This window comes from Pandoraea soli, assembly GCF_902459595.1.
Taxonomy (GTDB): domain Bacteria; phylum Pseudomonadota; class Gammaproteobacteria; order Burkholderiales; family Burkholderiaceae; genus Pandoraea; species Pandoraea cepalis.
This window is the reverse complement of record NZ_CABPSG010000003.1, coordinates 273336-298710: the sequence shown is the minus strand read 5'-3', so window position 1 is coordinate 298710 and position 25375 is coordinate 273336. Positions and strand designations below refer to the sequence as shown.

Below are 25375 nucleotides of genomic sequence, written 5' to 3'. Positions count from 1 at the left end.
AACGGGTTGCATGAGGCGACACCGTCGTCGGCACGGAATACCTCGACCGACGACGACATCGCCCGCGCGTTGCTATTGCCGCGCTTCGACGCGATGCGCCGCGCACACGACGCCGCGCCGCAAGTCGATTGGCCGACGCGCAAGCGTCACCTGAAAGCGCTGCAAGCGATGCTTCACAAGTTTCGTGAAGCGTTCGCGAACGCCATCGATGCGGATTTCGGCGGCCGCTCGGCGCAGGAAACGGACATGCTGGAACTGTTTCCGTCGCACGGCAACCTGAAGCATGCGCTTGCGCATACGCGTCGCTGGATGCGTGGGTCGCGCGGCTGGGCAAACCTGTGGATGCTGCCGGCGCGACGCGCCGTCGTGCCGCAGCCGCTCGGTGTCGTCGGCGTGATCGTGCCGTGGAATTACCCGTTGTTTCTGGCCGTCGGTCCGCTCACCGACGCGTTGGCCGCCGGCAATCGGGTGATGATCAAGGTCTCCGAGGTCACGCCGCGCTTCGCGGACGCTTTTGCGGCCGCCGTGGCCGAGACCTTCCCGCCGGAATGGGTCACCGTCGTGACTGGCGACGCGCAGGTCGCGCGCGCGTTCTCGACGCTGGCGTTCGACCATCTGCTGTTCACTGGCGCGACGTCGATCGGCCATCATGTGATGCGTGCGGCCAGCGAACACCTCACGCCGGTGACGCTCGAACTCGGCGGCAAGTCGCCGGCCATCATCGGGCCGGGGGCGCGCTGGGAGCATGCGGTGGAGCGCATCATGCTCGGCAAGCTGGTCAACGCGGGTCAGACCTGCGTGGCGCCCGACTATGTGCTCGTGCCGCGCGACAAGCTCGACGCCTTCGTTGCCACGGCGCGGCAGGTGGCGGCGCGCCTGTATCCCGACGCCGTGAACAATCCGCAATACACGAGCATCGTGTCGTCGCGGCACTTCGAGCGGTTGTCCGGGCTTGCCGCCGAGGCGGCGGCGCAGGGCGCCACGTCGCACGCGCTGTTCGATACCCCGGCGCAGGCAGCGCGCAGGCGGCTGCCGCCCGTGGTGCTCACTGGCGTGCACGACGGCATGCGCGTGATGCGCGAGGAGATCTTCGGGCCGCTGTTGCCTGTGGTGCCCTACGACGACCTGGACGCCGCCATCGCCTATGTCAATGAGCGTGCGCGTCCGCTCGCGCTGTATGTGTTCGATACCGACAACACGCGCATTGGCCGTGTCGTCGACGGCACGATTTCCGGCGGCGTGACGATCAACGACACACTGCTGCACGTTGCGGAGCATGCGCTGCCGTTCGGCGGCGTAGGGCCGTCGGGCATGGGCGGATACCACGGCGAAGCAGGCTTCCGAACGTTCTCCAAGGAGAAGCCGATCTTCCGGCAGGCGCGCTGGAACGGTGCTGGGCTGCTCAACCCGCCCTATGGCAAGGTGTTCGCCACGATGATCCGGCAATTGATGCGCTGACCTCTGAGCGCTGACCTCGGGCATCCGACGTCGCGATAAAACAAAACCCCCGCCGGTTCGACCCGAGCGGGGGTTGTGTCGTGCGCTCGCCGGTCGAGACCGGCGGGTACCACGCGAGCGATACTGGATCAGGCCACGGCGCGCAGGCCGGCGTCGGCCAGCAGGATGTCGGCGCGGTCGGTCGCTTCCCACGAGAATTCCGGCTCTTCACGGCCGAAGTGACCGTAGGCGGCGGTCTTCTCGTAGATCGGACGCAGCAGGTCGAGCATCTGGATGATGCCCTTCGGACGCAGGTCGAAGTGCTTCTCGACCAGCTCGGCGATACGCTGATCGCTGATCTTGCCCGTGCCGAAGGTGTTGACCATGACCGACGTCGGTCGCGCCACGCCGATGGCGTACGACACCTGGATCACGCACTTCGAGGCAAGACCGGCGGCCACGATGTTCTTCGCGACATAACGACCCGCGTAGGCGGCCGAGCGATCGACCTTCGACGGGTCCTTGCCCGAGAACGCGCCCCCGCCGTGCGGTGCGGCACCGCCGTACGTGTCGACGATGATCTTGCGGCCCGTGAGGCCGGCGTCGCCCTGCGGGCCACCGATCACGAAACGACCGGTCGGGTTCACCAGGAACTTGATGTCGCCCTTGATCAGGTCGGCCGGCAGCACCGGCTTGATGACTTCTTCGATGACGGCTTCGCGCAGGGCTTCCAGCGCGATGTCCGGATGGTGCTGCGTCGAGAGCACGACGGTGTCGATGCTGTGCGGACGGCCGTTTTCGTACTTGATGGTGACTTGCGACTTGGCATCCGGGCGCAGCCAGGGCAGACGACCGTCACGGCGCACTTGCGACTGGCGCTCGACCAGGCGGTGCGACAGGTAGATCGGCAGCGGCATGAGTTCCGGCGTTTCGTCGCAGGCGTAGCCGAACATCAGGCCCTGGTCGCCGGCGCCCTGATCGAGGTTGTCGTCATGCGCACGGTCCACGCCCTGGGCGATGTCCGGCGACTGGCGGTCGTAGGCGACCAGCACCGCGCAACCCTTGTAATCGATACCGTAGTCGGTGTTGTCGTAGCCGATGCGGCGAATGGTCTCGCGCGCGACTTGCTGGTAGTCGACCGTGGCGGTCGTGGTGATTTCACCCGCGAGCACGACGAGGCCCGTGTTGCACAGGGTTTCTGCGGCAACGCGCGCGTACTTGTCTTGCTTCAGGATGGCGTCGAGCACGGCATCCGAAATCTGGTCGGCTACCTTGTCCGGGTGACCTTCGGAGACCGATTCGGAAGTAAAGAGATAATCGTTCGCCACTTCTGGCTCCTCTAAACGAATTTGGCGACTCACGTTGCCGTCATCGGAGGGGAAGCGGCGACGCTTTAGCGGAAAATTGGTCGAATGCGCTGCCTCGATAGGGTGGCACATTCGAATCGCCCCGCAAGTTGTCAGTTAACTCGGCGATGTCGCTTATTATACGCCCCTGAAGAAATCCTGCTTGCGACATGGCAACCACACCCAAGAAATCCCTCGGCTACTACCTGAGCGTTGGCCTGCTGCGCGGGCTCAACCTGCTGCCCTATGGCTGGGTCGCGCGCTTTGGCGCCGGTCTCGGGCACCTGTTGTACCTGATTCCCAGCTCGCGAAAGCGCGTTGTGCACACCAATTTGCGGCTGTGTTTCCCGCATTGGGACGAGGCGACGCGCGAGCGCGTGGCCAAGGCGTCGTTCGTGCATGCCATTCGCAGCTACGCGGAGCGCAGCGTGCAATGGTTCGCCGACGGCAAGAAGCTGGAGCGGCTTATCGAACTCGACTCGGCGGTCGACCTACTCGACCCGAATATGCCGCCGACGATCCTGCTCGGGTTCCACTTCGTGGGCATCGAGGCAGGCTCGGTGTTCATCAACTACTCGCTGCACCGGCCGTGCGCGTCGCTCTACACGCCGATGTCGAACCCGGCGTTCGACGCCATGGCCCGCGAGCAGCGCGGTCGTTTCGACGCGGAAATGATCGCGCGCGGCGACAGTGCCCGCGACGTGCTGCGCATGTTCCGAAAGGGCAAGCCGGTCATGTTGGCGGCCGACATGGACTACGGCGCGCGAAATTCCACGTTTGTGCCGTTCTTCGGCGTGAACACCTGTACGCTGACGTCCGTGTCCCGTCTGGCCGAAGTCGGCCGGGCCCAGATCCTGCCGTTCATCGGCGAGGTGCTGCCCAATTACAAGGGTTACCGCCTCAAGGTCTTTCCGGTGTGGGAAAACTACCCCAGCGGCGACCCCGACGCCGACGCGCGCCGGATGAACGCGTTTCTCGAAGAACAGATCCTGAAGATGCCGGAGCAGTACTACTGGGTGCACAAGCGCTTCAAGACGCGCCCGCCCGGCGAGCCGGGCGTGTATTGACGGGCGCCGAATGCGCGTCGGCCTTCTCCACTACAATAGCGCCATGAAGCTCAAATTCACCAAGATGCAGGGCGCCGGCAACGACTTCGTCGTGATCGACGGCATCTCGCAATCGATCGATTTCACGCCCGACCAGTGGCGCGCGCTCGCCGACCGCCATTTCGGCGTCGGCGCAGACCAGCTCCTGCTCGTCGAACGCTCGACGCAGCCTGGCGTGGATTTCCGCTATCGCATCTTCAACGCCGACGGCGGCGAGGTGGAGCACTGCGGCAACGGGGCGCGCTGCTTCGTCAAGTTCGTGCGCGACACGGGGTTGACCGACAAGCGGACGGTACGCGTCGAGGTGCAGCAGGGCCTGATCACGCTCACGATGCGCGACGACGGCCAGGTCAGCGTGGACATGGGCGCGCCGATCCTCACGGCGTCGGATGTGCCGTTCGACGCCAGCGGGCTGGCAGGCCGTCGCGAGGGCGACGACACGCTCTGGCCGCTCGACGTGGCCGACAAGACGACGTGGATTTCCGTGGTCTCGATGGGCAATCCGCACGCCGTGCAGGTGGTGGATAACGTCGATACCGCGCCAGTGGAGTCCGACGGCCCGCTGATCGAGCGTCACGTGCGCTTCCCGCGCCGTGTGAACGCGGGCTTTCTGCAGGTGGTGGACAAGCATCAGGCGCGTCTGCGCGTGTACGAGCGCGGTGCGGGCGAGACGCTCGCCTGCGGCACCGGCGCGTGCGCGGCGGCAGTGGCAGGCATCCGCCGCGGGCTGCTGGCCACGCCCGTGGCCATCGAAACACACGGCGGCACGCTCACCATCGACTGGGACGGTGCAAGCGGTCCGGTCATCATGACCGGACCGGCCACCACGGTCTTCGAAGGGACGATCGAGATCTGACGCCGAATGTCGGTCCCGGCGTCCCACGCGGACAGGCCCCGATAGCAGCACAGTAAGATTTTGGTTTCTGACGGACTCTGATTTAGCGACCCTGGCGGCCGCGCGCCACCCTTGTGCTCAAGGGCGGCTGGCGGCAGTTGACGAACAGCAGACGGACACTCATGAACGACCGAGATATTGCGGAATACCTGATCGCGCATCCCGACTTCTTCGAACGCCATGCCGAATTGTTGGCCGGCGTGCGGCTCACCAGCCCGCACGGCCAGCGCGCCGTGTCGCTGCAAGAGCGCCAGATCGAGATGCAGCGCGAAAAGACCAAGCAGATCGAGCGACGCCTCGCCGAACTGATGCGCTACGGGCACGAGAACGACGACATCTCGGCCAAGCTGCATCGCTGGAACCTCGGCCTGCTCGGCGAGCGCGATCCGCACGCATTGCCCGACGCGATTGCCCGCGGCCTGCGCGACGTTTTCAACGTCCCCTTCGCGGCCGTTCGCGTGTGGAACGTGGCCGCGCCGTACCAACCGGCCGATTTCGCCCGCAGCGTGAGCGAAGAGGTGAAGATCTTCGCGTCGAGCCTGGCGACCCCCTATTGCGGTGCCAATACCGGTTTCGAGGCGGTGACATGGCTCGGCGCGCCGAGCGATCCGGCGTCGGTGGCCCTGCTCGCACTGCGCGACCCGCAAGTGACGGATGGACCGGTCTTCGGCCTGCTCGTCATGGGCTCGGAAGACGCCCGCCGTTTTCACGAGGGCATGGCGACCGACTTCCTGACGCAGATCGGGGAACTGGCCGGCGCGGCGCTCAGCAAGCTGCGCGCGAACGACTGATGCGCGTCGCCGGCGCCCGGGCGGACTGACGCGCTCACGGCACCCTTCACCACGCCTTATGGTCACCTCGACCCGATCGCCGCGTCCTGCCAGCGTGGCCACGCCCAAGGCTCGCGCCGGGCGTGCCGCGCCGGAACGCGCGCGCAAGCCCGGGGCGCACGCCGAGGCGTCGGACGACGAGACGCCGCTCGAACCGGGCATCCGTCACTACCTGACGTCGCTCGCCAGCGAGCGCAAGCTCGCCGAGCTCACCCTGGAGAACTACACGCGCGACTTGCGCCAGTTGCAGCGTCTGGCGCGCGGCCGCTCGCTCGAATCGCTGGAGCACGGCGACATTCGCCGCTTCGCCATGCAGTTGCACAGCGAGGGCCTCGTCGGCCGCTCCATCGCGCGCAAGCTCTCCGCCTGGCGCGGCTACTTCGCGTGGCTCGCCCAGCGCACCTCGCTGGCAGCCAATCCCGTCGACGGCGTGCGCGCGCCGAAACAGCCCAAGCCGTTGCCGAAAGCGCTGTCGCCGGATCAGGCATCGGCGCTCGTCGAGTTCGTCTCCGGCACGTCGGCCGAGGCTGTGCGCAATCGGGCGATGTTCGAGCTGCTGTACTCGTCGGGCTTGCGCCTATCGGAACTCACGAGCCTCGATCATCGCTACGTCGAGGCCGATGGCTACCGGTCCCTGAGTTGGCTTGATTTGCCCGAACGCGAGGTGGTCGTGACCGGCAAGGGGAACAAGCGACGCCGCGTGCCCGTGGGAGAGAAAGCGGCGCAGGCGCTGGCCAGTTGGCTGGACATGCGGGCAGGACTGGCAACGGCTGAGCCGCATGCGCTGTTCCTGTCTGCGCGCGGCAAGCGCATCGGCGCGCGCGCGGTGCAGCAGGGGCTGTCGCGCCACGCGCTGGCGGCCGGGCTGCCGACACACGTGCACCCGCACATGCTGCGTCACTCGTTCGCCACGCACGTCCTGCAATCGTCCGGCGATCTGCGCGCCGTGCAGGAGATGCTGGGGCACAGCAATATTTCGACGACACAGATCTACACGAAACTCGACTTCCAGCATCTTGCGAAGGTTTACGATCAGGCACATCCGCGCTCGCGCAAGAAGCCCTGAGCGTTGCGGTGGGCGGCGCGACTCGGTGTAGAATCGCGTCCTTCCTTAGCAAGTCCCGCACGTTCTCTGTCTGCTGGATGACTTGCCGTCACCCCGTAGTCAACCGTTGGTCCGTCCCGCATGAATACCTTGACCCTCAAGCCCGGCAAAGAAAAGTCCTTGCTGCGCCGTCACCCCTGGATTTACGCCACCGCCGTGGCGCGCGTGGACGGCAAGCCGGCTTCTGGCGCGACGGTCGTGGTGCGCGCCGCCGACGGGCGCTTTCTCGCCCGCGCCGCCTTCAGCCCGGTGTCGGCCATCCGCGCACGCGTTTGGACGTTCGATGAAAACGAGCCGGTCGATCATGCATTCTTCAAGCGTCGCGTGACCGCCGCCCTCGCTTATCGCGAGCAGATGGTGCACGACACGGGGGCGACCCGCCTGATCTTCGGCGAGGCCGACGGCCTGCCGGGCCTGATTGTCGACCGCTACCAGTCGGCGCCCGGCGCGCCGGTGACGGACCAAGTCGTTTGCCAGTTCATGGCGGCGGGCGTGGAAGCCTGGAAGGACGCGATCGTGAACGCCCTCGTCGGCGCGACCGGCTGTCCCAATGTCTACGAGCGCTCCGACGCCGCCGTGCGCGAGCGCGAAGGCCTGCCGAGCCTTACCGGCGTGCTGGCGGGGGCTGAGCCGCCCCAGACGCCCGACTTGCTGACGACGTACGAGTGCGGCGTGAAGTATTACGTCGACGTGCGCAACGGGCACAAGACCGGCTTCTACGTCGATCAGCGCGACAATCGTCTGCTGGTGAAGCAGCAGGCCAAGGGCCGCGACGTGCTCAATTGCTTCTGCTATACCGGTGGCTTTTCGCTGGCGGCGCTGGCGGGCGGGGCGCAGAGCGTGTTGTCCATCGACTCGTCGGGCGACGCATTGGCCATCGGCGCGCGTAATGTCGAACTCAACGGTTTCGATGCCGCGCGTGCCGAATGGCGCGACGCCGATGTCTTCAAGACCTTGCGTGCGTTGCGCGAAGAGGGACGCCTGTTCGACATGATCGTGCTCGATCCGCCCAAGTTCGCGCCGTCGGCCCATCACGTGGAGCGTGCCGCGCGGGCGTACAAGGACATCAATCTGGCCGGCTTCAAGCTGCTGCGCCCGGGCGGTCAGTTGCTGACGTACTCGTGCTCAGGCGCGATCGACGCCGATCTGTTCCAGAAGATCGTGGCGGGCGCGGCCGTCGATGCCGGTGTGGACGCCCGCATTCTGCGCCGCCTGTCGGCGGGCATGGATCACCCGATGCTCACGCAATTCCCCGAAGGCGAATACCTCAAGGGGCTTTGGTTGCAGCGAATGTAAGTGCTTGCTTTCGTGGGCATCAGCCCAGTGTCAGCGCGACCACGCCCAGCGCGATCAACACAGCACCGCCCACGCGGCGGTGCATCTCTCCCTCTCCCAGCAGACGCACGCCCAACAGCGCGGCGATCATCATCGACATCTCCCGAGCCGGGGCGACGTGCGACACCGGCGCGTACTTGAGCGCCGTCAGGATCAGGAAGTAGGACATCGGCGAGATGAGCGAGATCAGCACGATCTTGCGCCAGTTCGCCTGCCAGACCATGACCATGCGCGCTGGACGCGAGCATGCCATCGGCGCCGAGAGCACCACCCGCAGTACGTTCTCCAGGTAGTAATAGACGAGCGGTGCAAGCAGCAGGGTGCGAATGGCGTAGGCGTCGGCCAGCGTATACGCCGCGATGAATCCGCCGGTCAGCACGCCCCAGCCCGCGCCCGCGTGCATGGTGTCGCGCCGGAACAGGCGCTCGCCCCCGGCGATGATCAGTACGCCGACGACCACCAGCCCGATCCCGAAAAGCGCCAGCCAGCCCGGGCGTTCGCCCAGCAGCACGATGGCGCCCAGCGACGACAGCAACGGCCCGGTGCCGCGCGCGAGCGGATAGACGACCGACAGGTCGCCCACCCGGTAGCCGCGTTGCAGGACCAGCGTGTAGCCGTAGTGAAGTACGGCGCTCGTGGCGATCACGCCCCAACCCAGCGCATTCGGCCAACCGGCGTTTGAACCGATCAGGAAAAACAGCGCCAGCGGGGTGTACAGCACGACGGTCAGCAGCGCATAGAGGAAGACGAGCTGCGGGCCGCCGCCTTCGCGCGTGTCGATGCGTTTGGCGAGGAAATTCCAGGTGGCGTGCAGGAATGCGGCGGTGACGACGAGGGCGAGAGCGGTAAGCGACATGGCGAGAGGTGTTTTTTTGCGTCAATTGTATGACGCATTGCCCATTCACTTACGGACAGACTCGGCCGGCGGTCTTCGGGGCTCGTCAGGAGGGGCTCACTTTTGCAACTCCGTTGCAGTGCTGGCGGTGCTGTGCTTAAATCGATTTATGAGCCTTATTCAACTACAACCTTATCTCGAAGCCGCCCGTACGAGCTTGCAAGAGCAATCGGGCCGCGTGACCTCGGGGCGCGTGCGCGTGCTGGCGATGCTGCTCAAGGCGGGCCGTCCGCTCACGCACCAGGAAGTGCTGGCCGATCTGGCCACCGACGCCGATCCGCTCGACCGCGTAACGGCCTACCGCGTGCTCGATTGGCTGGTCGCGCAGGGCTGGGCCATCAAGCAGGCCGGCGACGACCGTATCTTCCGCTTCGTCATGGCCGAGCATGTCGACCCGCAGCGGGCGACATCGCCGCGCCCGCATACGCAACACGGACATTTTCGTTGCGTACGCTGCCACCGGACCTTTTGTCTTGACGATTGGCCCCAACATCCCCAATTGAGCGAGCGCGAACTCAAGCGCCTGCCCAAGGGTTTCGTGGGCGAACAGGTCGAGCTGATGATTCACGGCACTTGCGCGCAGTGCGCGAGCGCCCCCAACTGACGCGTCCCCAGCCGCTTTTCGTTACCTCGGGTACAGTGGGTGACATTCAGCCGGCGTCAGGTACGCCGCATTACAACAGGACATAGCATTCATGACCCCCGTCACCATCCTGACCGGCTTTCTCGGCAGCGGGAAAACCACGCTGCTCAAGCGCATTCTGACCGAGGCGCATGGCATGAAGATCGCCGTCATCGAAAATGAATTCGGTGAAGAGAACATCGATAACGATATTCTCGTCCACGACAACGCCGAGCAGATCGTGCAGATGAGCAACGGCTGTATCTGCTGCACGATCCGTGGCGACCTGGTGAAGGCGCTGTCCGACCTGAACAGCCAGCGCGACGCGGGCGCGATTCAGTTCGACCGCGTGGTCATCGAGACGACCGGCCTGGCCAACCCCGGCCCGGTGGCGCAAACCTTCTTCATCGACGACGAAGTGGCCGACACCTACCGGCTCGACGCCATCATCACGCTGGTCGACGCGAAGCACGCCCAGCAGCAGCTCGATCAGCACGAGGTGGTGCAGCGCCAGGTGGGGTTTGCCGATCGCCTGTTCATCACCAAGGCCGATCTGGTCACGCCCGAGGCGCTGGACGCGCTGAAGCACCGCCTCGCGCACATGAATCCGCGCGCGCCGCAGCAGGAAGTCGATTTCGGCCACGCCGAGCTCAAGCAGATCTTCGACCTTCACGGCTTCAACCTGAACGACAAGCTCGACATTGATCCGGAATTCCTCGGCGCCGACGAACACGCGCACGATCACGGCCATGACCACGATCACTCGCACTGCGATCACGATCATGACCAGTGCGCGCACGAGGGGCACGACCACGGTCACGCCCATGCCCACCACGACGACGCCATCAAATCGTTTGTCTTCCGCAGCGAGAAAGCCTTCGATCCGGCGAAGCTGGAGGATTTCCTCGGGAGCATCCTACAGGTGTACGGCGAACGCTTATTGCGTTATAAAGGCGTATTAAACATGCGTGGCATCGACCGCCGGGTCGTGTTCCAGGGCGTTCACCAGATGATGGGCAGTGACGTGGGCGCGAAATGGCAACCCGATGAGACGCCGAACACCAAGATGGTGTTTATTGGTGCCGAGCTGCCGAAAGACATCATCCTGCAAGGGCTGGAGCGCTGTCTGGTCTGAGCGGGACCGGCGAACCGTGCAACGGGAAACCCCTTAATCAGGGCTGTTGAACGATTCGGTTACAATACGTGCCCACTGGGGTTGCCGCCAGCGAACCAACGCGGCACTTCGGAGGGCCGGCAGGGGAGCACCGTCATGGCTACCGCCTCTCGCAAGACTGCCACCGCAGGCCCCACGCGTCGGTCAGAGCCGGCGTCGGAAGCGGGCGCCAAGCGGGCTCCAGCAGGTAATTCGAAGACGGGCGAAAAGGCCGCCGCCAAGCACGGGGCGCCCAAATCGTCCGGTAGGAACGTAACCCAAGAAGCCGCCCGCGGCATCGCCGGTAAGCAAGACGTCCCACTCGCTGCAGGGGCGTCACCGGACTATCCGAAAGAGACGCCACAAAAACCCATGAGCAAGAAAAGACTTTTGACCGAGGCCGAAATTCTGAAGATGGGCGAGAAGGACTACATGAATGAAGATCAACTCGCCTTCTTCAAGGATCGTCTGGAAAACCTGCAAGCTGACATTTTGCGTAACGCCGGTCAAACCACCGAGAACCTGCGGGAAACCATTCTCGTCCCGGATCCGGCCGACCGCGCCACGATTGAAGAGGAGCACGCGCTTGAGCTGCGTACCCGCGATCGTGAACGCAAGCTGCTGAAGAAGGTGCAACAGTCGCTCGCTCGCATCGAATCGGGCGAATATGGCTGGTGCGAAGAAACCGGAGAGCCGATCGGCGTTCCGCGTCTGCTCGCCCGCCCGACCGCCACCCTGTCGCTCGAAGCGCAAGAGCGCCGCGAACTGCGTCAGAAGCTGTTCGGCGACTGATCGCATCGCACGACCGGCCCGACGCCGCGCGGTGGCGGCAGGACAGGGTCCGTCGGCTCCCGGTTTGCCAAAGGCATGTCGTCTCGACATGCCTTTTTTGTTGCCTTTTTTGGGCATCGTCCGGTCGGCTGCCCCTTTCCTTCCAGAACTGTAGCTTTCGCGCAACGCTTGCTGACGCTCGCCGTCGAGCCGACGACGGGCAGCAACGGACGCTTCGACAATCCGCCCTCGTGCGACCTCACGCCGGACATCGTGTCGGCGGGTGCGGTCTTCACATCGGCCCCCGCCCGGTCAGGCGCTCATTTTGCATCGGTTTGCGCACCACGTTCTGAGCGGGATCGTGTCGCAAAAACGGGGTAATGTCCGAGAAATTTCCTCGCAGCACAGGCTTCGCGGGGCGCAATGCCGCGCGAACTTCACGATCCACGCCGCGTTGCGCGGCATCGCCCGGAGGTCGCCAACCAGGGCGCCCGTGTTGCCGTCGACGCCTCTTGATATTCTTTCTATTGCCCTAAACTACAGTGACATCTCGCCCGGTCGGGCACGTCGTCACGGTTGTGTGGCGCGCGCGGCCGGGCCAATCGTTACGGGGCGCACGTCGCCCCCCGAAAAGGAACAGGCATGGAGCAATATCACGGCACCACCATCGTCTGCGTTCGGCGCGGCGACCAGGTCGCGCTTGGCGGCGACGGTCAGGTCACCCTCGGCAATATCGTGATGAAGGGCACCGCCCGCAAGGTGCGCACGATTTACGACGGCAAGGTCATGGTTGGCTTCGCGGGTGCGACGGCCGATGCTTTCTCGCTGCTCGATCGTTTCGAGGCGAAGCTCCAGAAGCACCAGGGGCATCTGACGCGCTCGGCGGTGGAACTGGCCAAGGATTGGCGTACCGATCGCATGCTGCGCCGGCTCGAAGCGATGATGATCGTCGCCGATGCCGAGACCACGCTGGTCATCACCGGCAACGGCGATGTGCTCGATCCGGAAGGCGGCGTTGCCGCGATCGGTTCGGGCGGATCGTATGCCCAGGCGGCCGCCCGTGCGCTGGTCGAGAACACCGACCTGACGCCGGCGGAGGTCGTCAAGAAGGCGCTGACGATTGCGGGCGAAATGTGCATCTACACCAACGGCAATCACATCATCGAGGCGCTGCCCCCGACGGCAGCGCAGTGACGACGCGCGTGCCGCAGCGGGTCTTCCTCCCGCGGCACGATTGGCCGGTCGGCAAGTGACCGGCCGGGCGTCACCCTCTGTGCGAACCCCCTAATTTGGCGAACGTCATGACCCATATGACCCCCTCAGAGATCGTTTCCGAACTCGACAAACACATCATCGGCCAGCACAAGGCCAAGAAGGCCGTCGCGGTGGCGTTGCGTAACCGCTGGCGCCGTCAGCAGGTGGCCGATCCCCTGCGTCAGGAAATCACGCCGAAGAACATTCTGATGATCGGCCCGACCGGTGTCGGCAAGACCGAAATCGCGCGCCGCCTGGCCAAGCTGGCCGATGCGCCGTTCATCAAGGTCGAGGCGACCAAGTTCACCGAAGTCGGTTACGTGGGCCGTGACGTGGACAGCATCGTGCGCGATCTCGCGGAAATCGCGATCAAGCAGACGCGCGAAGCCGAAATGAAGAAGGTGCGCACCGCGGCGGAAGATCGCGCCGAGGATCGCATTCTCGATCTGTTGCTGCCGAGCGGGCGCGAGTCGTCGCGCGATATCCGTTTCGGTTCGGCGTCGCACGAGGTCGAGGCCAGCAGCGAGGATAACGCCACGCGCCAAACGTTCCGCAAGCGTCTGCGCGAAGGTCAGCTCGACGACAAGGAAGTCGAGCTGGAAGTGGAAATTCCGGCGCAGGGCATGGAGATCATGGGCCCGCCGGGCATGGAAGAGATGACCGAGCAGATCAAGGGCATGTTCGCGAATCTGGGCAACCAGCGCAAAAAGCGCCAGAAGCTCAAGATCAAGGACGCGCTCAAGGTGCTGACGGACGAAGAAGCGTCGAAGATGCTCAATGACGAGGAGGTCAAGCAACTGGCCTTGCGCAACGTCGAGCAGAACGGCATCGTGTTCCTCGACGAAATCGACAAGATCGCCACGCGCAGCGAAGTGGGCGGCGGCGACGTGTCGCGTCAGGGCGTGCAGCGCGACCTGCTGCCGCTCGTCGAAGGCACGACCGTGAGCACCAAGTTCGGCATGATCAAGACGGATCACATCCTGTTCATCGCGAGCGGCGCGTTCCATCTGGCCAAGCCGAGCGATCTGATTCCGGAACTGCAGGGCCGCTTCCCGATTCGCGTCGAACTCGAATCGCTGTCTGTTCAGGATTTCGAAGCGATCCTCACGCAGACGGATGCCAGCCTCGTGAAGCAGTATCAGGCCTTGCTCGCCACGGAAGACGTGACGCTCGACTTCGCGCCGGACGGCATCAAGCGGCTCGCGGAAATCGCTTTCTCGGTCAACGAGAAGACGGAAAACATCGGGGCGCGACGTCTGTACACCGTCATTGAGAAGCTGCTCGAGGACATCTCGTACAACGCCGGCAAGCAGGCGAATGACGTGGTGTCGATCGACGCCGGCTACGTCAATCGCTTCCTCGAGGAAGTCGCGCAGAACGAAGATCTGTCGCGCTACGTGCTGTAATGGCGTGACGTTCGCTGCAATGTGAAAAAGGCCCCTCGGGGCCTTTTTTGCGTTTGACGATTTGACGATGGGCGTTACTGCTTGACGGGACGCTTGAGCAGTTTGCGCTGCAGCGTGCGCCGATGCATGTTCAGCGCGCGTGCCGTGGCCGAGATGTTGCCGTTGTGTTCGGTGAGCACGCGTTGAATGTGCTCCCATTCGAGGCGCGCGACCGACAGCGGCGAGGGGTTTTCGATGGCTTCGTCGGCGCGCGTCTCGCTCGCATCGCTGCGCAGCGAGGCGAGGATGGTGTCGGCGTTGGCCGGCTTTGCCAGATAGTTGTCGGCGCCATCCTTGACGGCTTGCACCGCCGTTGCAATGCTCGCGTAGCCGGTGAGCACCAGCATGCGGGATTTCGGTTGCAACGCGCGTAGCGGTGCAATGAGCGGCAGTCCCGAGTCATGGCCCAGGTGGAGGTCGACCGAAATCAGGTCGAACTGGCGCGTGCGCGCCGCGAGCAGCGCCGCGGCACTGTCGGCGGCGATCTGGACGTCGTAGCCGCGCCGCGTCAGCGCGCGGGCGAGCGTTTCGGCGAAGACGACGTCGTCGTCGATAAGGAGGAAGTGGGAGGCGTTCATGTCTGACTCCGCGAGCCGAAGAGGAAAGTGGCCATCGGCAGGCGCAGCTCGGCGCGCGTGCCTTGCGGCGTGTTGGGGGTGAGGACGATGTCGCCGCCGAGACGCTGGGCACTGGCGAAGGCCAGATACAGGCCCATGCCGTGTCCGCCATGCGTACTCATGACGGGCGAGTTGCCCAGTCGGGTACGCAGCTCGGCGGTCATGCCGGGGCCTTCATCGCAGACCGTGAAGCGGATGTCGTCCGGCGTGACCGCCACGTCGAGGGTGACCGACGACGGACTGAAATAGGCGGCGTTATCGAGCAGGATGGTCAGGATCTGGCCAACTTGCACGGTGTCTTCGATGCGCGCGGTCAACTTCGGCGGCACGCGCAACTGGAACTGGACTTGCGGATGCCGTAAGCGCCATTGCGTGGTGAACGCCGGCAACCATTCGGCCAGCACCTGCCGCACCGGTGCCGCCGCACGCGTCTGCACGTGGCCGATGGCACTCTTGCACAGCGCGATCTGTTGCTCGAGCGTCTGCAGATCCGGCTCGAAGGGCTTCAACGCGGCGTTGCCCAGGCTCTCGCTGCGCAGTTCGCCGACGACGACGGCCATGGTCGAGAGCGGCGTGCCGAGTTCGTGCGCCACGCTCGCGGCTTGGGCGCCGAGGGCGGCCATCCGCTCGTCGCGCAGCAGCCGCTGTTCGGCGCGGGCGAGTTGCGCGTCGCGCGCGCGCAAGGCCCGCGACATCCGCGAAACGAACCACGCGATCACGAGCACGCTGACCACGAAGTTGACCCACATGCCGGCCAGATGCAGGCGCAACAGATTGCCCGGGTCCGCCAGATCGAGCGGCACATACTGGAAGTTCAGCGCGCCATAGGCGACCAGCGAGAGCAATGCCAGTTGCGACGCGTTGCGCCATGGCAGCACGGCGGCGGCGATCGCCAGGCCCGGCAGGAAGAGCGAGACGAACGGGTTGGTCGCGCCGCCGGAAAAGAACAGCAGCGCTGTGAGCGCGGCCAGGTCGACGAGCAACTGGCTCATCAGGTCGAGATCGGTGCGGCGCCGGGCGCGCTCGATACCGCGTCGCGCGCGCACCCACGTGAGTACGTTGAACAGGACCTCAAGGGCGATGATGGTGAGCATCGGTTCGAGCGGCAGACGCACGCCGAGCCAGAGTTGCACGACACCGATCGTCGCCAACTGGCCGACGATGGCCAGGCAGCGCAACCAGAAGAGCTGAACGACGTTGGCTCGCTCGATGGGGAATTGGGTCATACGACAAGTGTACCAAGTCCGGGTCACGGGCTATCCCGCGTCGCAGGGCGCTGCGACACTCTGCCGCATGGGAGCTGCATCGGAGCCACATGGGGCGTCGATGAGGAGCGCATGAGGAGCCGATGACCGGCATCACGCAGCGCGTCCCCGCGGGTGGCGGGGCGCGACTACAATGAACGTCCACGTCTTGCGCGGCAGGGTGTCGCGCGACCTTTCATGCGATGCACGGCGGAAGCCTTCCGTCGACAACGATAAGGAGTTAGCATGAAGCACAAGCTATGGGCAGTTGCCGCACTGAGTCTCGGCATGGCTTCGGCCTACGCGCAGGTGGGGCAGGTGGCGGTTTCCGACGCGTGGGCACGCGGCACGGTGCCCGGTCAGAGTGCGACCGGGATTTTCATGACGCTGCAGGCGCCTCGGGCGACCACGCTCGTCGGCGTGAGCACCCCCGCCGCAGCGACCGCCGAAGTGCATGAAATGAAGCTCGAAGGCACGCTCATGAAAATGCGCGCCCTGCCGGGCGGCTTGCCGCTGCCGGCCCATCAGCCCGTGCAGCTCAAGCCGGGCAGCTATCACATCATGCTCAGCGACCTGAAGACGCCGCTCAAGAAGGGCGACACCGTGCCAGTCACGTTGCGCTTCGAATCCGCCGATCACAAGATGTCCGAGCAGCAGGTTCAGGTCCCCGTGCTCGACCTGACGGCGGGCGGGCCTACGGGCGCCAGCATGAGCGGTATGAGCGGTATGAAGGGTATGGCAGGCATGGCGCACGGCGCGCATAGTCAATAAGGCACAGGCGGTTCAGGCCATGGCCAACAAATCCCTCGGTACCCGGCAGAAGCTGATGTTTCGCGGCACGGCAGGTGTCGTCAGCCGGGCAGGCACCCGTTTCACGGGGGGGCGACCTCCTTCTCCTCCGCCGCCCCCGGGCGCGCCCGGGGGGGGCGGGCCGTCAGCCGGGCTCAGTCTGGGTTGGCAAGGGTAGCGAGGTTGGTGGGGTTGACGGACGTCGCGCGGGCGGCGGCGGTGCCGTTGATCCCCACACCGGCAGCAAGCAGCGCCGCACGAAGACAGAGGGGACATAGACAGGTGTTCGTGCCGAGCCGGCTCGAAGCGGGCAGATAGGGCCAGTCGAGGCACCAGCAGCGCACCTCGCCCGGGTTTTCCGTGGGCGACGTCACCGCACCGCACGCCACGGCCGCACCGCATTGCGGGCAGCGTGACGCATCCGGCGTGCCTCCGTCCCGCCCATTCAGTCCGTCGAGTCCATCGGTGCGTTGATCCGCCGCCGTTTCAGTCATGGCCAAGTCCTCGTTTGTCATCCGTGTGTGGCGTGCGTGAGTGGTCGGCTTCGCTTTGCCATCGACTCGCCTGCGCCGCGCGGCGAAACGAGTTGCACAACTGCAACAGCGTCGGCGTTGTCGGGGACGGGCGTCTGGCGGGCGGTCGCGGCGCGCAAATCGGGGGCGAAAGGGGACGAGGTAAAAATCGGTCACTGACGGGCGTGCGCGGAAACGCCAAAGGGGAGGTACGCACGCGCCGCCCTGCGCCGCTGACGGGGCGAGAATCGCCGCATTTGCGGTTACTGTCCCGCATGTGACGAAGGGTAGCCATGGGCATCGACCGACGCAAGTCCCAGACCCTTCCGAATCCCGTCGAAGCCCCGCACGCCCGGGCTTCTTGGCTGTACAATTCGGCGTGTTTCTGGTCCACCTGCAAAAAACCTTCCCGCCATGTCCGATCCGCAACCGTCGTCCATCGACGACATCGCTCCTGCTCTCAAGGCCGAAGTGCTGGCTGAGGCGATGCCGTACATCCGCAAATATCACGGCAAGACCGTGGTGATTAAATACGGCGGCAACGCAATGACCGAAGAGCGCCTGAAGCGAGGCTTCGCGCGCGACGTCATTCTTCTCAAGCTCGTGGGCATCAACCCGGTGGTGGTGCATGGGGGCGGTCCGCAGATCGATCAGGCGCTCAAGAAGATCGGCAAGCAGGGCACGTTCATCCAGGGCATGCGCGTGACCGACGAAGAGACGATGGAAGTGGTCGAGTGGGTGCTCGGCGGCGAAGTCCAGCAGGATATCGTCATGCTGATCAACCAGTACGGCGGCCAGGCGGTGGGTCTCACCGGCAAGGACGGCGGCTTGATCAACGCGCGCAAGATGTTGATTCCGGACCGCGAAAACGCCGGCGAGCTTCTCGACATCGGTTTCGTCGGTGAAGTCGATTCGATCAATCCGGCCGTGGTGCGTGCGCTGCAAGACGACGCTTTCATCCCGGTGATCTCGCCGATCGGCGTCGGGGAAGATGGCCAGGCGTACAACATCAACGCCGACCTCGTGGCCGGCAAGCTCGCCACGGTGCTGGGCGCCGAGAAGCTGGTGATGATGACCAACATCCCGGGCGTGATGGACAAGGACGGCAATCTGCTGACCGACCTGTCGGCGCGAGAGATCGACGACCTGTTCGCCGACGGCACGATCTCGGGCGGCATGCTGCCGAAGATCTCGTCGGCACTCGACGCCGCGAAGAGCGGTGTGAAGTCGGTGCACATCGTCGACGGCCGCATCGAGCATTCGGTGCTGCTCGAGATCCTGACGGAGCAGCCGTTCGGCACGATGATCCGCTCGCACTGAGTGCGGCGCGTTGGGGGCGGTGACGATGGCCACATCGCACGGCCCCGCGAGTATCGAAGGCGGACCCTGCGGGGTCCGCTTTGTTTTGGTGTGATCCCTTCTTCGCGAGACCCCATGCCCACCCCTGCCTTTTTCTCCTGGAGCGGCGGCAAGGATTCCTGCCTTGCCCTGCATCACGCATTGTCTGGCGACACGCGCGGCGAGCCGCACTACGAGGTGCGTCGTCTGCTCGCGATGTTCGACGAAACGGGCGACAGCTCGCGCTCGCATGGTTTGCCGCGTGAATTGATGCAGGCGCAGGCCGAGGCACTCGGCATCGCGCTCGACGTCGGCCATGCCGGCTGGCGCGAGTACGAGGCGGCGTTCGTCGCCCGCTTGCAGGCGATGCGCGCCGAGGGCATCACACATGGCTTGTTCGGTGATATCGATTTACAGCCACATCGCGATTGGGAAGAGAAGGTCTGCGCGGCGGCGGGCATGACCGCCGTATTGCCGCTGTGGCAACGCGGGCGCCTGATGCTCGCGCACGAATTTATCTCGCTGGGCTATCGGGCGGTGATCGTCTGTGTGGACGGCCGGCACCTCGGGCCGGAATTCGTTGGCCGCGAATACGATGCCTCGCTGCTGGCCGACCTGCCGGCGCACGTCGATGCCTGCGGTGAGAACGGCGAGTTCCACACGTTCGCCTTTGATGGCCCTCGCTTCACGCGTCCGGTGCCGTGGCGCATCGAGCGCGTCGAGACGATTCACGGCCCCAAGGAGTACGGCGGCACGCCGTACCACCGCGCGCAGATCGTGGCAGCGGGCGGCTGACTTGCACGCGGGGCATCAGCCGGGCGCCGTCAGTCGACGCAGTTCGTCGAGCAGCTTGGCGGCGGGGCTTGGCAAGATCCCTTGACGGCGGCGGAAGGCCGTGAGCGTGCGCGTGGCGTGAACGGTCGGGATCGGCAGGGTGTCCATCACACACGCGCGCGCTTCGACGTCATACATCGGCTCGGGCATCCACGTCAGAAAGCCGCATCGCGCGACCATGCTCTTGAGCACCGGGACGGAGCGCGTCTCCACGACAATGTTCGGCAACGCCAGCCCATGCGCGGCGAACACGCTTTCCACATGCGCGTATGGCGCGGTGCCGCGCGGCGGAACCGCCCAGCGTTCCCCGAGTGTGTCGGCCAATGTGAGCGTCTTGCGCTGGCGCAACGGATGGTCGCACGCGGCGACCACATAGCTGTCGTCCTTCCAATGGCAGTCGGAGATCGCGACGATGTCGTCGGTGTCGGGGGCCACGGTCGAGAGCGCCAGATCGATCTCGTGGCGCATCAGTCCCTGGGCGAGCCGGTCCCAAACCCCTTCGATGATTTCCACGCGCAGGTTCGGCCAGCGGTCGAGCACGCGCTCGACCGCGAGCGGCAGCACATGGCTGGCGATGGCGCCGACCGCGCCGACCTTGATCGTGCCTTTCGCGAGCCCGCGCAGCGCATCGATTTCTTCACGCGCATGCTCGGCTTCGCGCTCAAGCAACATGGCGTGCGGCAGCAACGCTTGCCCGAACGCCGTCAACGCCATCCCCTTGCTGTGACGCTCGAACAGCGGCGCGCCGAGATCGGCTTCGAGCCGTTTGATGGTGCGGCTCAGCGCGGGCTGCGTGAGATGCAGCGCCGTCGCTGCGCGTCCGAGACTGCCGGTCTCGACGATGGTCGTGAAAGCGCGCAATTGCTGGAGATTGAGGCTCATGAGGGGGGAGGGCACTCCGGAGGTCGGAACGAGACCGAGCGCCGCTCCGGCAACGTGGCAGCATGGCGGCGCATAAGTCATGCAAAAGCGTAATGACTTTGGCACGCAAAAGCAATTCCGGTGCATATATCGACTCCCTATACTCGTCGAAACGCTCGCCGAGACCCGCACTTGATCGCGCGGCCCGAGCTACGACAACCGCCCGCCGTCACGCGTTTGCCCGTCGACGGTGGCAGGAGACGACAGCCCCCATGAAAGACAGCCGAGAACTACGTGCCGGCCAACGCGCCGGCGACCCTCAGACCCTGACGGTTCGCGAGGTGGTCATCGATTTGATGCGCCGCCATGGCATGACAAAGGTATTCGCCAACCCCGGTTCGACTGAGCTGCCGTTGTTCCGCGACTTCCCGCCGGACTTCGAGTACGTGCTGGGCCTGCAGGAGGCCGTCGTTGTCGGCATGGCCGATGGTTATGCGCAGGCGAGCGGCAACGCGGCGTTCGTCAATCTGCACTCGGCCGCCGGTGTCGGCAACGCGATGGGCAACATCTTTAGCGCCTACAAGAACCAGACGCCGCTCATCGTGACAGCCGGACAGCAGGCGCGCTCGATTCTCCCGTTCGATCCGTTCCTTGCGTCGGTGCGTGCGACCGAGCTGCCGCAACCGTACGTGAAGTTCAGTCTGGAGCCCGCGCGCGCCGAAGACGTGCCGATGGCGCTGGCCCGCGCCTATCACATCGCCATGCAGGAACCGAAGGGGCCGGTCTTCGTCTCCATTCCGGTCGATGATTGGGACCGGCCGGCCGAGGCGTTGCCGCCGCGTCAGGTGAGCACGCGGGTGCAGCCCGATCCGCTCGCACTTGCCCAACTGGGGGCGGCGCTCGACGCATGCTTGCGTCCGGTGTTCGTGGTCGGCTCGTCGATTGACCGCGCCGGGGCGTTCGATGCCGTGCGCGCGTTGGCCGAGCGGCATCACGCGCGCGTCTTCACCGCACCGATGTCCGCGCGCTGCGCGTTCCCGGAAGATCACCGGCTGTTTGCCGGCTTCCTGCCGCCGATGCGCGAGAAGATCGTCGATCTGCTGGGCGGTCACGATCTGATCCTTGTGATTGGCGCCCCGGCGTTCACGTATCACGTGGAAGGGACCGGGCCGCACGTGCCCGAGGGCGCTTCGCTGTTCCAGTTGATCGAAGATCCCGGCGTGGCCGCGTGGACGCCGGTCGGCGCCTCCGTCGTCGGCAACGTGCGACTTGGCGTCGAAGCCTTGCTCGCGCGTGAGGTCCCCGGCGAGCGTGCGCTGCCGCCGCCGCGCAGCATGCCGCCGGTGGCGCTGCCGAACGCGGCAGGCGAGCGCATGTCGACGGCCTTCGCACTGCAAACGCTCGCGAGCGTGCGCGCGGCGCACGACATCGTCGTCGAGGAGGCGCCGAGCGCACGCCCTGTCATGCAGCAATACCTGCCGTTCTCGCAGCCGGGCACGTTCTACACGATGAACAGCGGCGGTCTCGGCTACTCGATGCCCGCGGCCGTCGGGGTGGCGATGGCGCATCCCGGGCGGCGCGTCATCGGCCTGATTGGCGATGGCTCCGCGATGTACTCGATTCAAGGCTTGTGGAGCGCAGCTCAAGCCAGGCTGCCAATCACGTTCGTTATCCTGAATAATCGGCGCTACGCTGCGTTGCAGGACTTCGCGCCGTCGTTCGGCTTCGGCCCCGCCGATCTGGTTCAGGGGACGGATCTGCCCGATCTGGATTTCGTGCGTCTGGCCGAAGGCATGGGCGTGCGCGCGCAGCGCGTCGCGCAGGGCGGCGAGTTGCGCGACGTCCTGTCGCAGGCGCTCGCGAGCGGCGAGACGCGTCTTGTCGAGATTGTGGTGACATGACGCGCGGCGCTTGCCATCCCAAGACGAATGAACGAACCAGGAGACAAAACACCATGCAAGCCCAGCAAGACCCCAAAGCGCTGACGATGCTGATCGCCGGCAAGCGCGTCGGCGCCACGCACGGCGCCACGTTCGAGCGACGCAATCCGCTAGACGGCGAAGTGGCCTCGCGCGCCCCCGCCGCCACGGTCGACGACGCCCGCGCCGCGGTGCGCGCCGCGTGGGACGCGTTCCCCGCCTGGTCGAACACCGGTCCCGGCGAACGGCGCGCGCTGTTGATGAAGGCCGCCGACCGGCTCGAAGCGAAGATCGAGGCGTTTCAGGCGGCCATGGCGGCGGAAACGGGCGCGTCCGGTCTGTGGGCTGGCTTCAACGTGCATCTGGCGGCGCAGGGGCTGCGCGAAGCCGCCGCCATGACGACGCAGATCGCCGGCGAGATCATTCCCTCGGATGTGCCGGGCAGCCTTGCGATGGGCGTGCGTCAGGCCGCCGGCGTGGTGCTTGGCATCGCGCCGTGGAACGCGCCGGTGATTCTTGGCGTGCGCTCGCTCGCGCTGCCGCTCGCCTGCGGCAACACCGTCGTCTTCAAGGGCTCGGAGCTGTGCCCGGCCACGCACGGCCTGATTGCCGATGCGCTCGACGAAGCCGGTCTGCCGCCGGGCGTTGTGAACTTCATCACGAATGCACCGAAAGACGCGGGCGCCATCGTCGAAGCGCTGATCGCCGCGCCTGCGGTGCGTCGCGTGAACTTCACCGGTTCGACGCGCATTGGCCGCATCATCGCCACGCTGTGCGCCGAGCATCTCAAGCCGGCGGTGCTGGAGCTGGGCGGCAAGGCGCCGTGTCTTGTGCTCGACGATGCCGATCTCGACGCGGCCGTGAACGGTGTTGCGTTCGGCGCGTTCGCCAACTCCGGCCAGATCTGCATGTCGACGGAGCGCATTGTGGTGGCCGAATCGATTGCCGACGCCTTCGTCGATAAGCTCGCCGCCAAGGCGCGCGCACTGCCGCTGGGCGATCCGCGCGACGGCCCGGTTGTGCTGGGCTCGGTGATCGACATGGCGAGCGTCGCGCGCTGCAATGCGTTGATCGACGATGCGCTCGCAAAGGGCGCAACGCTGCTGTGCGGCGGCCGTGCCGACACCACGCTCATGCCTGCGACGTTGCTCGATCACGTCACGCCGGACATGCAGATCTATCGCGAAGAGTCGTTCGGTCCGGTCAAGGGCATTGTGCGCGTGAAGGACGACGAAGCCGCCATCGCCTGCGCCAACGACAACGCCTATGGCCTGTCGTGCGCCGTGTTCAGTCGCGACATCGCCCGCGCGATGGGCGTGGCCAAGCGCATCGAATCGGGCATCTGCCACATCAATGGCCCCACGGTGCACGACGAAGCGCAGATGCCGTTCGGCGGCGTGAAGTCGAGCGGCTGGGGACGTTTCGGCGGCAAAGCCGGCATTCATGAATTCACCGATCTGCGCTGGATGACGGTGCAGACCACCCCGCGTCATTACCCGTTCTGAGCGACGTCCAGTCGCCAGCGCACCGATGATGTCATGCAGGACCACCATACCGCCGCAGCCGGGACACCGGAACAGACGGCCGGAGGAGACAACCGTGTCACAACCGTTTGAGACTGCGCCGGCGACTGCCGGCGCCACGTCCGGCCACACGCAGGCCGGCGACGCGCATCACGCTGAAGCGAACACCGCCGGCGCGACGGCGAATTTCGGCCGCGTAGTGGCGGCCAGTTGCTTCGGTACCGCCATCGAGTGGTATGACTTCTTCGTCTACGGCTTTCTGGCGCCCATCGTGTTCGACCGGCTGTTCTTCCCGCAGCTCGACGCGATGACCGGCATGATCGCCGTATTCGCCACGTTCGCCGTAGGCTTCCTCGCGCGGCCGATCGGCGGCATTGTATTCGGACACTTCGGCGACCGCATCGGGCGCAAGTCGATCCTGCTGTTCACGCTGATTCTGATGGGCGTGGCCACCACGATGATCGGTCTGTTGCCGACCTACGATCAGGTCGGCATGTGGGCGCCGATCATGCTCGTGACGCTGCGCTTCGTGCAGGGATTTGCGCTCGGTGGCGAGTCGGTCGGCGGGTTGCTGATGACCGTCGAGGGGGCCCCCGCGCACTTGCGCGGCCTGTTCGGCGGACTGATCCAGGCCGCCGGGCCGACGTCGATCGTTGGCGCGTCGCTCGCTATCGTGCTGATTACCCGTCTGCCCGAAAAGGATCTGCTCGCGTGGGGCTGGCGCGTGCCGTTTCTCGTGAGCCTGCTGCTCGTGGCGCTGGGCACCTACGTGCGTCTGAAAGTCGAGGAGTCACCGAGCTTCAAGGCGGCGGAGCAACACCGCGACATCGCGAAAGTGCCGGTCGTGGAAGTGCTTACGCATTACTGGCGGCCGACGCTCGTCACGTTCTTCATCTGCCTGGCCGAGACAAGCTTTTTTTACCTGGTGGCGATTTTCTCGCTGTCGTATGGCACCAAGACGCTCGGCTTGCCGCGCAACATGATGGCCGACGGCGTGCTGTACGCGAACCTGCTCGCCATGCTGACGATCCCGACGTTCGGCATGCTCTCCGACAAGCTGGGGCGCCGTCCGATGTTCCTGTTGGGGCTGGCCGCCACGGCGATCTTCATCTATCCGTTCTTCCTGATGATGGGCAGCAAGGAGACGGCGCTGGTTGTGCTGGCCATCGTGATTGGCGCGGGCCTGATTCACCCGATGATGTTCGGTCCCGAAGGCAGTTTCTTCTCGGAACTGTTCGATACGCGCGTGCGCTTCTCGGGCGTGTCGCTCGGCAAGCAGATCGGTACCGTGCTGGGGGGCGGACTCGCACCGATGATCGCGGCGAGTCTGCTTGCCTGGAGCCATGGCCAGATCTGGCCGGTCATCGTCTACTTCCTCGTGCTTGCCGCGATGGCGCTGATCTCGACGTTCCTCGTCCGGGAGACGAAGGGCCGGGGGCTGTGAGGCCCACGACGTAGCGACGCCGATGACGCTCGCGACGCGGTCCGGCCATCATGAAAAAACAGCCCCGCTCGCGATGCGAAGCGGGGCGATGCCTTTGGGT

Annotated in this window: 23 protein-coding genes; 17 read left to right on the top strand and 6 right to left on the bottom strand. The window is 65.4% G+C overall.

Annotation, left to right across the window (positions count from 1 at the left end; genetic code table 11):
• The first annotated feature begins 93 nt into the window (after nt 1-93).
• Nucleotides 94-1458: a coniferyl aldehyde dehydrogenase gene (locus tag PSO31014_RS07930; RefSeq protein ID WP_425494862.1), complete on the top strand. Its 1365-nt coding sequence runs from the start codon at nt 94-96 to the stop codon at nt 1456-1458.
• 128 nt (nt 1459-1586) lie between these two features.
• On the opposite strand, the gene metK is transcribed toward PSO31014_RS07930, so the two are convergent.
• Complete coding sequence (gene metK, locus PSO31014_RS07925; RefSeq protein ID WP_017235129.1) at nt 1587-2765, bottom strand: methionine adenosyltransferase; 1179 nt, start codon at nt 2763-2765, stop codon at nt 1587-1589.
• A 188-nt stretch (nt 2766-2953) separates the two neighbouring features.
• On the opposite strand from metK, the gene PSO31014_RS07920 reads away from it, so the two are divergent.
• The 5 genes from PSO31014_RS07920 (at nt 2954) to PSO31014_RS07900 (ending at nt 8015) form a co-directional block, all read left to right on the top strand.
• On the top strand, nt 2954-3850 hold the full coding sequence (locus PSO31014_RS07920) for a lipid A biosynthesis lauroyl acyltransferase (RefSeq protein ID WP_150551099.1): 897 nt from the start codon (nt 2954-2956) through the stop codon (nt 3848-3850).
• 43 nt (nt 3851-3893) lie between these two features.
• Nucleotides 3894-4745 (top strand): diaminopimelate epimerase, encoded by an 852-nt coding sequence (gene dapF, locus PSO31014_RS07915; RefSeq protein ID WP_150551098.1) that lies wholly within the window; start codon nt 3894-3896, stop codon nt 4743-4745.
• Between the two features lie 161 nt (nt 4746-4906).
• Nucleotides 4907-5575, top strand: coding sequence for a DUF484 family protein (locus PSO31014_RS07910; protein ID WP_150551097.1), 669 nt, complete (start codon nt 4907-4909; stop codon nt 5573-5575).
• Between the two features lie 58 nt (nt 5576-5633).
• Nucleotides 5634-6680: a tyrosine recombinase XerC gene (gene xerC / locus PSO31014_RS07905; RefSeq protein WP_150551096.1), complete on the top strand. Its 1047-nt coding sequence runs from the start codon at nt 5634-5636 to the stop codon at nt 6678-6680.
• A 120-nt stretch (nt 6681-6800) separates the two neighbouring features.
• Complete coding sequence (locus PSO31014_RS07900; RefSeq protein WP_150551095.1) at nt 6801-8015, top strand: class I SAM-dependent rRNA methyltransferase; 1215 nt, start codon at nt 6801-6803, stop codon at nt 8013-8015.
• Nucleotides 8016-8034: 19 nt separating this feature from the next.
• On the opposite strand, the gene PSO31014_RS07895 is transcribed toward PSO31014_RS07900, so the two are convergent.
• Complete coding sequence (locus tag PSO31014_RS07895) at nt 8035-8910, bottom strand: DMT family transporter (RefSeq protein WP_150551094.1); 876 nt, start codon at nt 8908-8910, stop codon at nt 8035-8037.
• 148 nt (nt 8911-9058) lie between these two features.
• Here PSO31014_RS07895 and PSO31014_RS07890 point away from each other — a divergent pair, with 148 nt between their 5' ends.
• From PSO31014_RS07890 to hslU, 5 genes are all read left to right on the top strand, one after another.
• Complete coding sequence (locus tag PSO31014_RS07890; RefSeq protein WP_150551093.1) at nt 9059-9553, top strand: Fur family transcriptional regulator; 495 nt, start codon at nt 9059-9061, stop codon at nt 9551-9553.
• 91 nt (nt 9554-9644) lie between these two features.
• Nucleotides 9645-10706, top strand: a complete 1062-nt coding sequence (locus tag PSO31014_RS07885; protein WP_150551092.1) for a CobW family GTP-binding protein — start codon at nt 9645-9647, stop codon at nt 10704-10706.
• A 390-nt stretch (nt 10707-11096) separates the two neighbouring features.
• Entirely contained in the window at nt 11097-11516 is a 420-nt protein-coding gene (gene dksA, locus PSO31014_RS07880) for an RNA polymerase-binding protein DksA (protein WP_130027651.1), read from the top strand.
• A 621-nt stretch (nt 11517-12137) separates the two neighbouring features.
• The gene (gene hslV / locus PSO31014_RS07875; RefSeq protein ID WP_150551091.1) at nt 12138-12689 is read left to right on the top strand and encodes an ATP-dependent protease subunit HslV; all 552 of its coding nucleotides are present in this window, start codon (nt 12138-12140) and stop codon (nt 12687-12689) included.
• A gap of 107 nt (nt 12690-12796) precedes the next feature.
• Nucleotides 12797-14155, top strand: a complete 1359-nt coding sequence (hslU, locus tag PSO31014_RS07870) for an ATP-dependent protease ATPase subunit HslU (RefSeq protein WP_150551090.1) — start codon at nt 12797-12799, stop codon at nt 14153-14155.
• 74 nt (nt 14156-14229) lie between these two features.
• On the opposite strand, the gene PSO31014_RS07865 is transcribed toward hslU, so the two are convergent.
• Nucleotides 14230-14772, bottom strand: coding sequence for a response regulator transcription factor (locus tag PSO31014_RS07865; RefSeq protein WP_150551089.1), 543 nt, complete (start codon nt 14770-14772; stop codon nt 14230-14232).
• On the bottom strand, nt 14769-16037 hold the full coding sequence (locus PSO31014_RS07860) for an ATP-binding protein (protein WP_150551088.1): 1269 nt from the start codon (nt 16035-16037) through the stop codon (nt 14769-14771). Before PSO31014_RS07860 ends, PSO31014_RS07865 begins: the two co-directional genes overlap by 4 nt.
• A 264-nt stretch (nt 16038-16301) precedes the next feature.
• On the opposite strand from PSO31014_RS07860, the gene PSO31014_RS07855 reads away from it, so the two are divergent.
• Nucleotides 16302-16826, top strand: a complete 525-nt coding sequence (locus tag PSO31014_RS07855; protein ID WP_150551087.1) for a copper chaperone PCu(A)C — start codon at nt 16302-16304, stop codon at nt 16824-16826.
• A 173-nt stretch (nt 16827-16999) separates the two neighbouring features.
• Here PSO31014_RS07855 and PSO31014_RS22630 read toward each other — a convergent pair whose 3' ends face one another.
• Complete coding sequence (locus PSO31014_RS22630) at nt 17000-17338, bottom strand: cysteine-rich CWC family protein (RefSeq protein ID WP_246176483.1); 339 nt, start codon at nt 17336-17338, stop codon at nt 17000-17002.
• A 432-nt stretch (nt 17339-17770) separates the two neighbouring features.
• On the opposite strand from PSO31014_RS22630, the gene argB reads away from it, so the two are divergent.
• Both argB and PSO31014_RS07840 read left to right on the top strand, forming a co-directional pair.
• Nucleotides 17771-18676 carry an acetylglutamate kinase gene (argB, locus tag PSO31014_RS07845; protein WP_150551086.1) on the top strand — a complete coding sequence of 302 codons (906 nt, stop codon included), beginning with the start codon at nt 17771-17773 and terminating at the stop codon, nt 18674-18676.
• Between the two features lie 114 nt (nt 18677-18790).
• Nucleotides 18791-19489, top strand: a complete 699-nt coding sequence (locus PSO31014_RS07840) for a Dph6-related ATP pyrophosphatase (protein WP_150551085.1) — start codon at nt 18791-18793, stop codon at nt 19487-19489.
• A 15-nt stretch (nt 19490-19504) separates the two neighbouring features.
• On the opposite strand, the gene PSO31014_RS07835 is transcribed toward PSO31014_RS07840, so the two are convergent.
• Nucleotides 19505-20410, bottom strand: a complete 906-nt coding sequence (locus tag PSO31014_RS07835; RefSeq protein ID WP_150551084.1) for a LysR family transcriptional regulator — start codon at nt 20408-20410, stop codon at nt 19505-19507.
• A 251-nt stretch (nt 20411-20661) separates the two neighbouring features.
• Between PSO31014_RS07835 and mdlC the strand changes: the two genes are divergently transcribed.
• From mdlC to PSO31014_RS07820, 3 genes are all read left to right on the top strand, one after another.
• On the top strand, nt 20662-22290 hold the full coding sequence (gene mdlC / locus PSO31014_RS07830; RefSeq protein WP_150551083.1) for a benzoylformate decarboxylase: 1629 nt from the start codon (nt 20662-20664) through the stop codon (nt 22288-22290).
• Between the two features lie 53 nt (nt 22291-22343).
• A complete protein-coding gene (locus PSO31014_RS07825) occupies nt 22344-23813 on the top strand; it encodes an aldehyde dehydrogenase (protein WP_150551082.1) in 1470 nt (489 codons plus the stop codon).
• Nucleotides 23814-23907: 94 nt separating this feature from the next.
• A complete protein-coding gene (locus tag PSO31014_RS07820; protein WP_150551081.1) occupies nt 23908-25275 on the top strand; it encodes an MFS transporter in 1368 nt (455 codons plus the stop codon).
• Nucleotides 25276-25375 lie beyond the last annotated feature (100 nt).

Coding starts and splice junctions, on each gene's coding strand:
- PSO31014_RS07930 (WP_425494862.1), top strand. CDS start 94: ATGCGCCGCGCACACGACGCCGCGCCGCAAGTCGATTGGCCGACGCGC.
- PSO31014_RS07920 (WP_150551099.1), top strand. CDS start 2,954: ATGGCAACCACACCCAAGAAATCCCTCGGCTACTACCTGAGCGTTGGC.
- dapF (WP_150551098.1), top strand. CDS start 3,894: ATGAAGCTCAAATTCACCAAGATGCAGGGCGCCGGCAACGACTTCGTC.
- PSO31014_RS07910 (WP_150551097.1), top strand. CDS start 4,907: ATGAACGACCGAGATATTGCGGAATACCTGATCGCGCATCCCGACTTC.
- xerC (WP_150551096.1), top strand. CDS start 5,634: ATGGTCACCTCGACCCGATCGCCGCGTCCTGCCAGCGTGGCCACGCCC.
- PSO31014_RS07900 (WP_150551095.1), top strand. CDS start 6,801: ATGAATACCTTGACCCTCAAGCCCGGCAAAGAAAAGTCCTTGCTGCGC.
- PSO31014_RS07895 (WP_150551094.1), bottom strand. CDS start 8,910: ATGTCGCTTACCGCTCTCGCCCTCGTCGTCACCGCCGCATTCCTGCAC.
- PSO31014_RS07890 (WP_150551093.1), top strand. CDS start 9,059: ATGAGCCTTATTCAACTACAACCTTATCTCGAAGCCGCCCGTACGAGC.
- PSO31014_RS07885 (WP_150551092.1), top strand. CDS start 9,645: ATGACCCCCGTCACCATCCTGACCGGCTTTCTCGGCAGCGGGAAAACC.
- dksA (WP_130027651.1), top strand. CDS start 11,097: ATGAGCAAGAAAAGACTTTTGACCGAGGCCGAAATTCTGAAGATGGGC.
- hslV (WP_150551091.1), top strand. CDS start 12,138: ATGGAGCAATATCACGGCACCACCATCGTCTGCGTTCGGCGCGGCGAC.
- hslU (WP_150551090.1), top strand. CDS start 12,797: ATGACCCATATGACCCCCTCAGAGATCGTTTCCGAACTCGACAAACAC.
- PSO31014_RS07865 (WP_150551089.1), bottom strand. CDS start 14,772: ATGAACGCCTCCCACTTCCTCCTTATCGACGACGACGTCGTCTTCGCC.
- PSO31014_RS07860 (WP_150551088.1), bottom strand. CDS start 16,037: ATGACCCAATTCCCCATCGAGCGAGCCAACGTCGTTCAGCTCTTCTGG.
- PSO31014_RS07855 (WP_150551087.1), top strand. CDS start 16,302: ATGAAGCACAAGCTATGGGCAGTTGCCGCACTGAGTCTCGGCATGGCT.
- PSO31014_RS22630 (WP_246176483.1), bottom strand. CDS start 17,338: ATGACTGAAACGGCGGCGGATCAACGCACCGATGGACTCGACGGACTG.
- argB (WP_150551086.1), top strand. CDS start 17,771: ATGTCCGATCCGCAACCGTCGTCCATCGACGACATCGCTCCTGCTCTC.
- PSO31014_RS07840 (WP_150551085.1), top strand. CDS start 18,791: ATGCCCACCCCTGCCTTTTTCTCCTGGAGCGGCGGCAAGGATTCCTGC.
- PSO31014_RS07835 (WP_150551084.1), bottom strand. CDS start 20,410: ATGAGCCTCAATCTCCAGCAATTGCGCGCTTTCACGACCATCGTCGAG.
- mdlC (WP_150551083.1), top strand. CDS start 20,662: ATGAAAGACAGCCGAGAACTACGTGCCGGCCAACGCGCCGGCGACCCT.
- PSO31014_RS07825 (WP_150551082.1), top strand. CDS start 22,344: ATGCAAGCCCAGCAAGACCCCAAAGCGCTGACGATGCTGATCGCCGGC.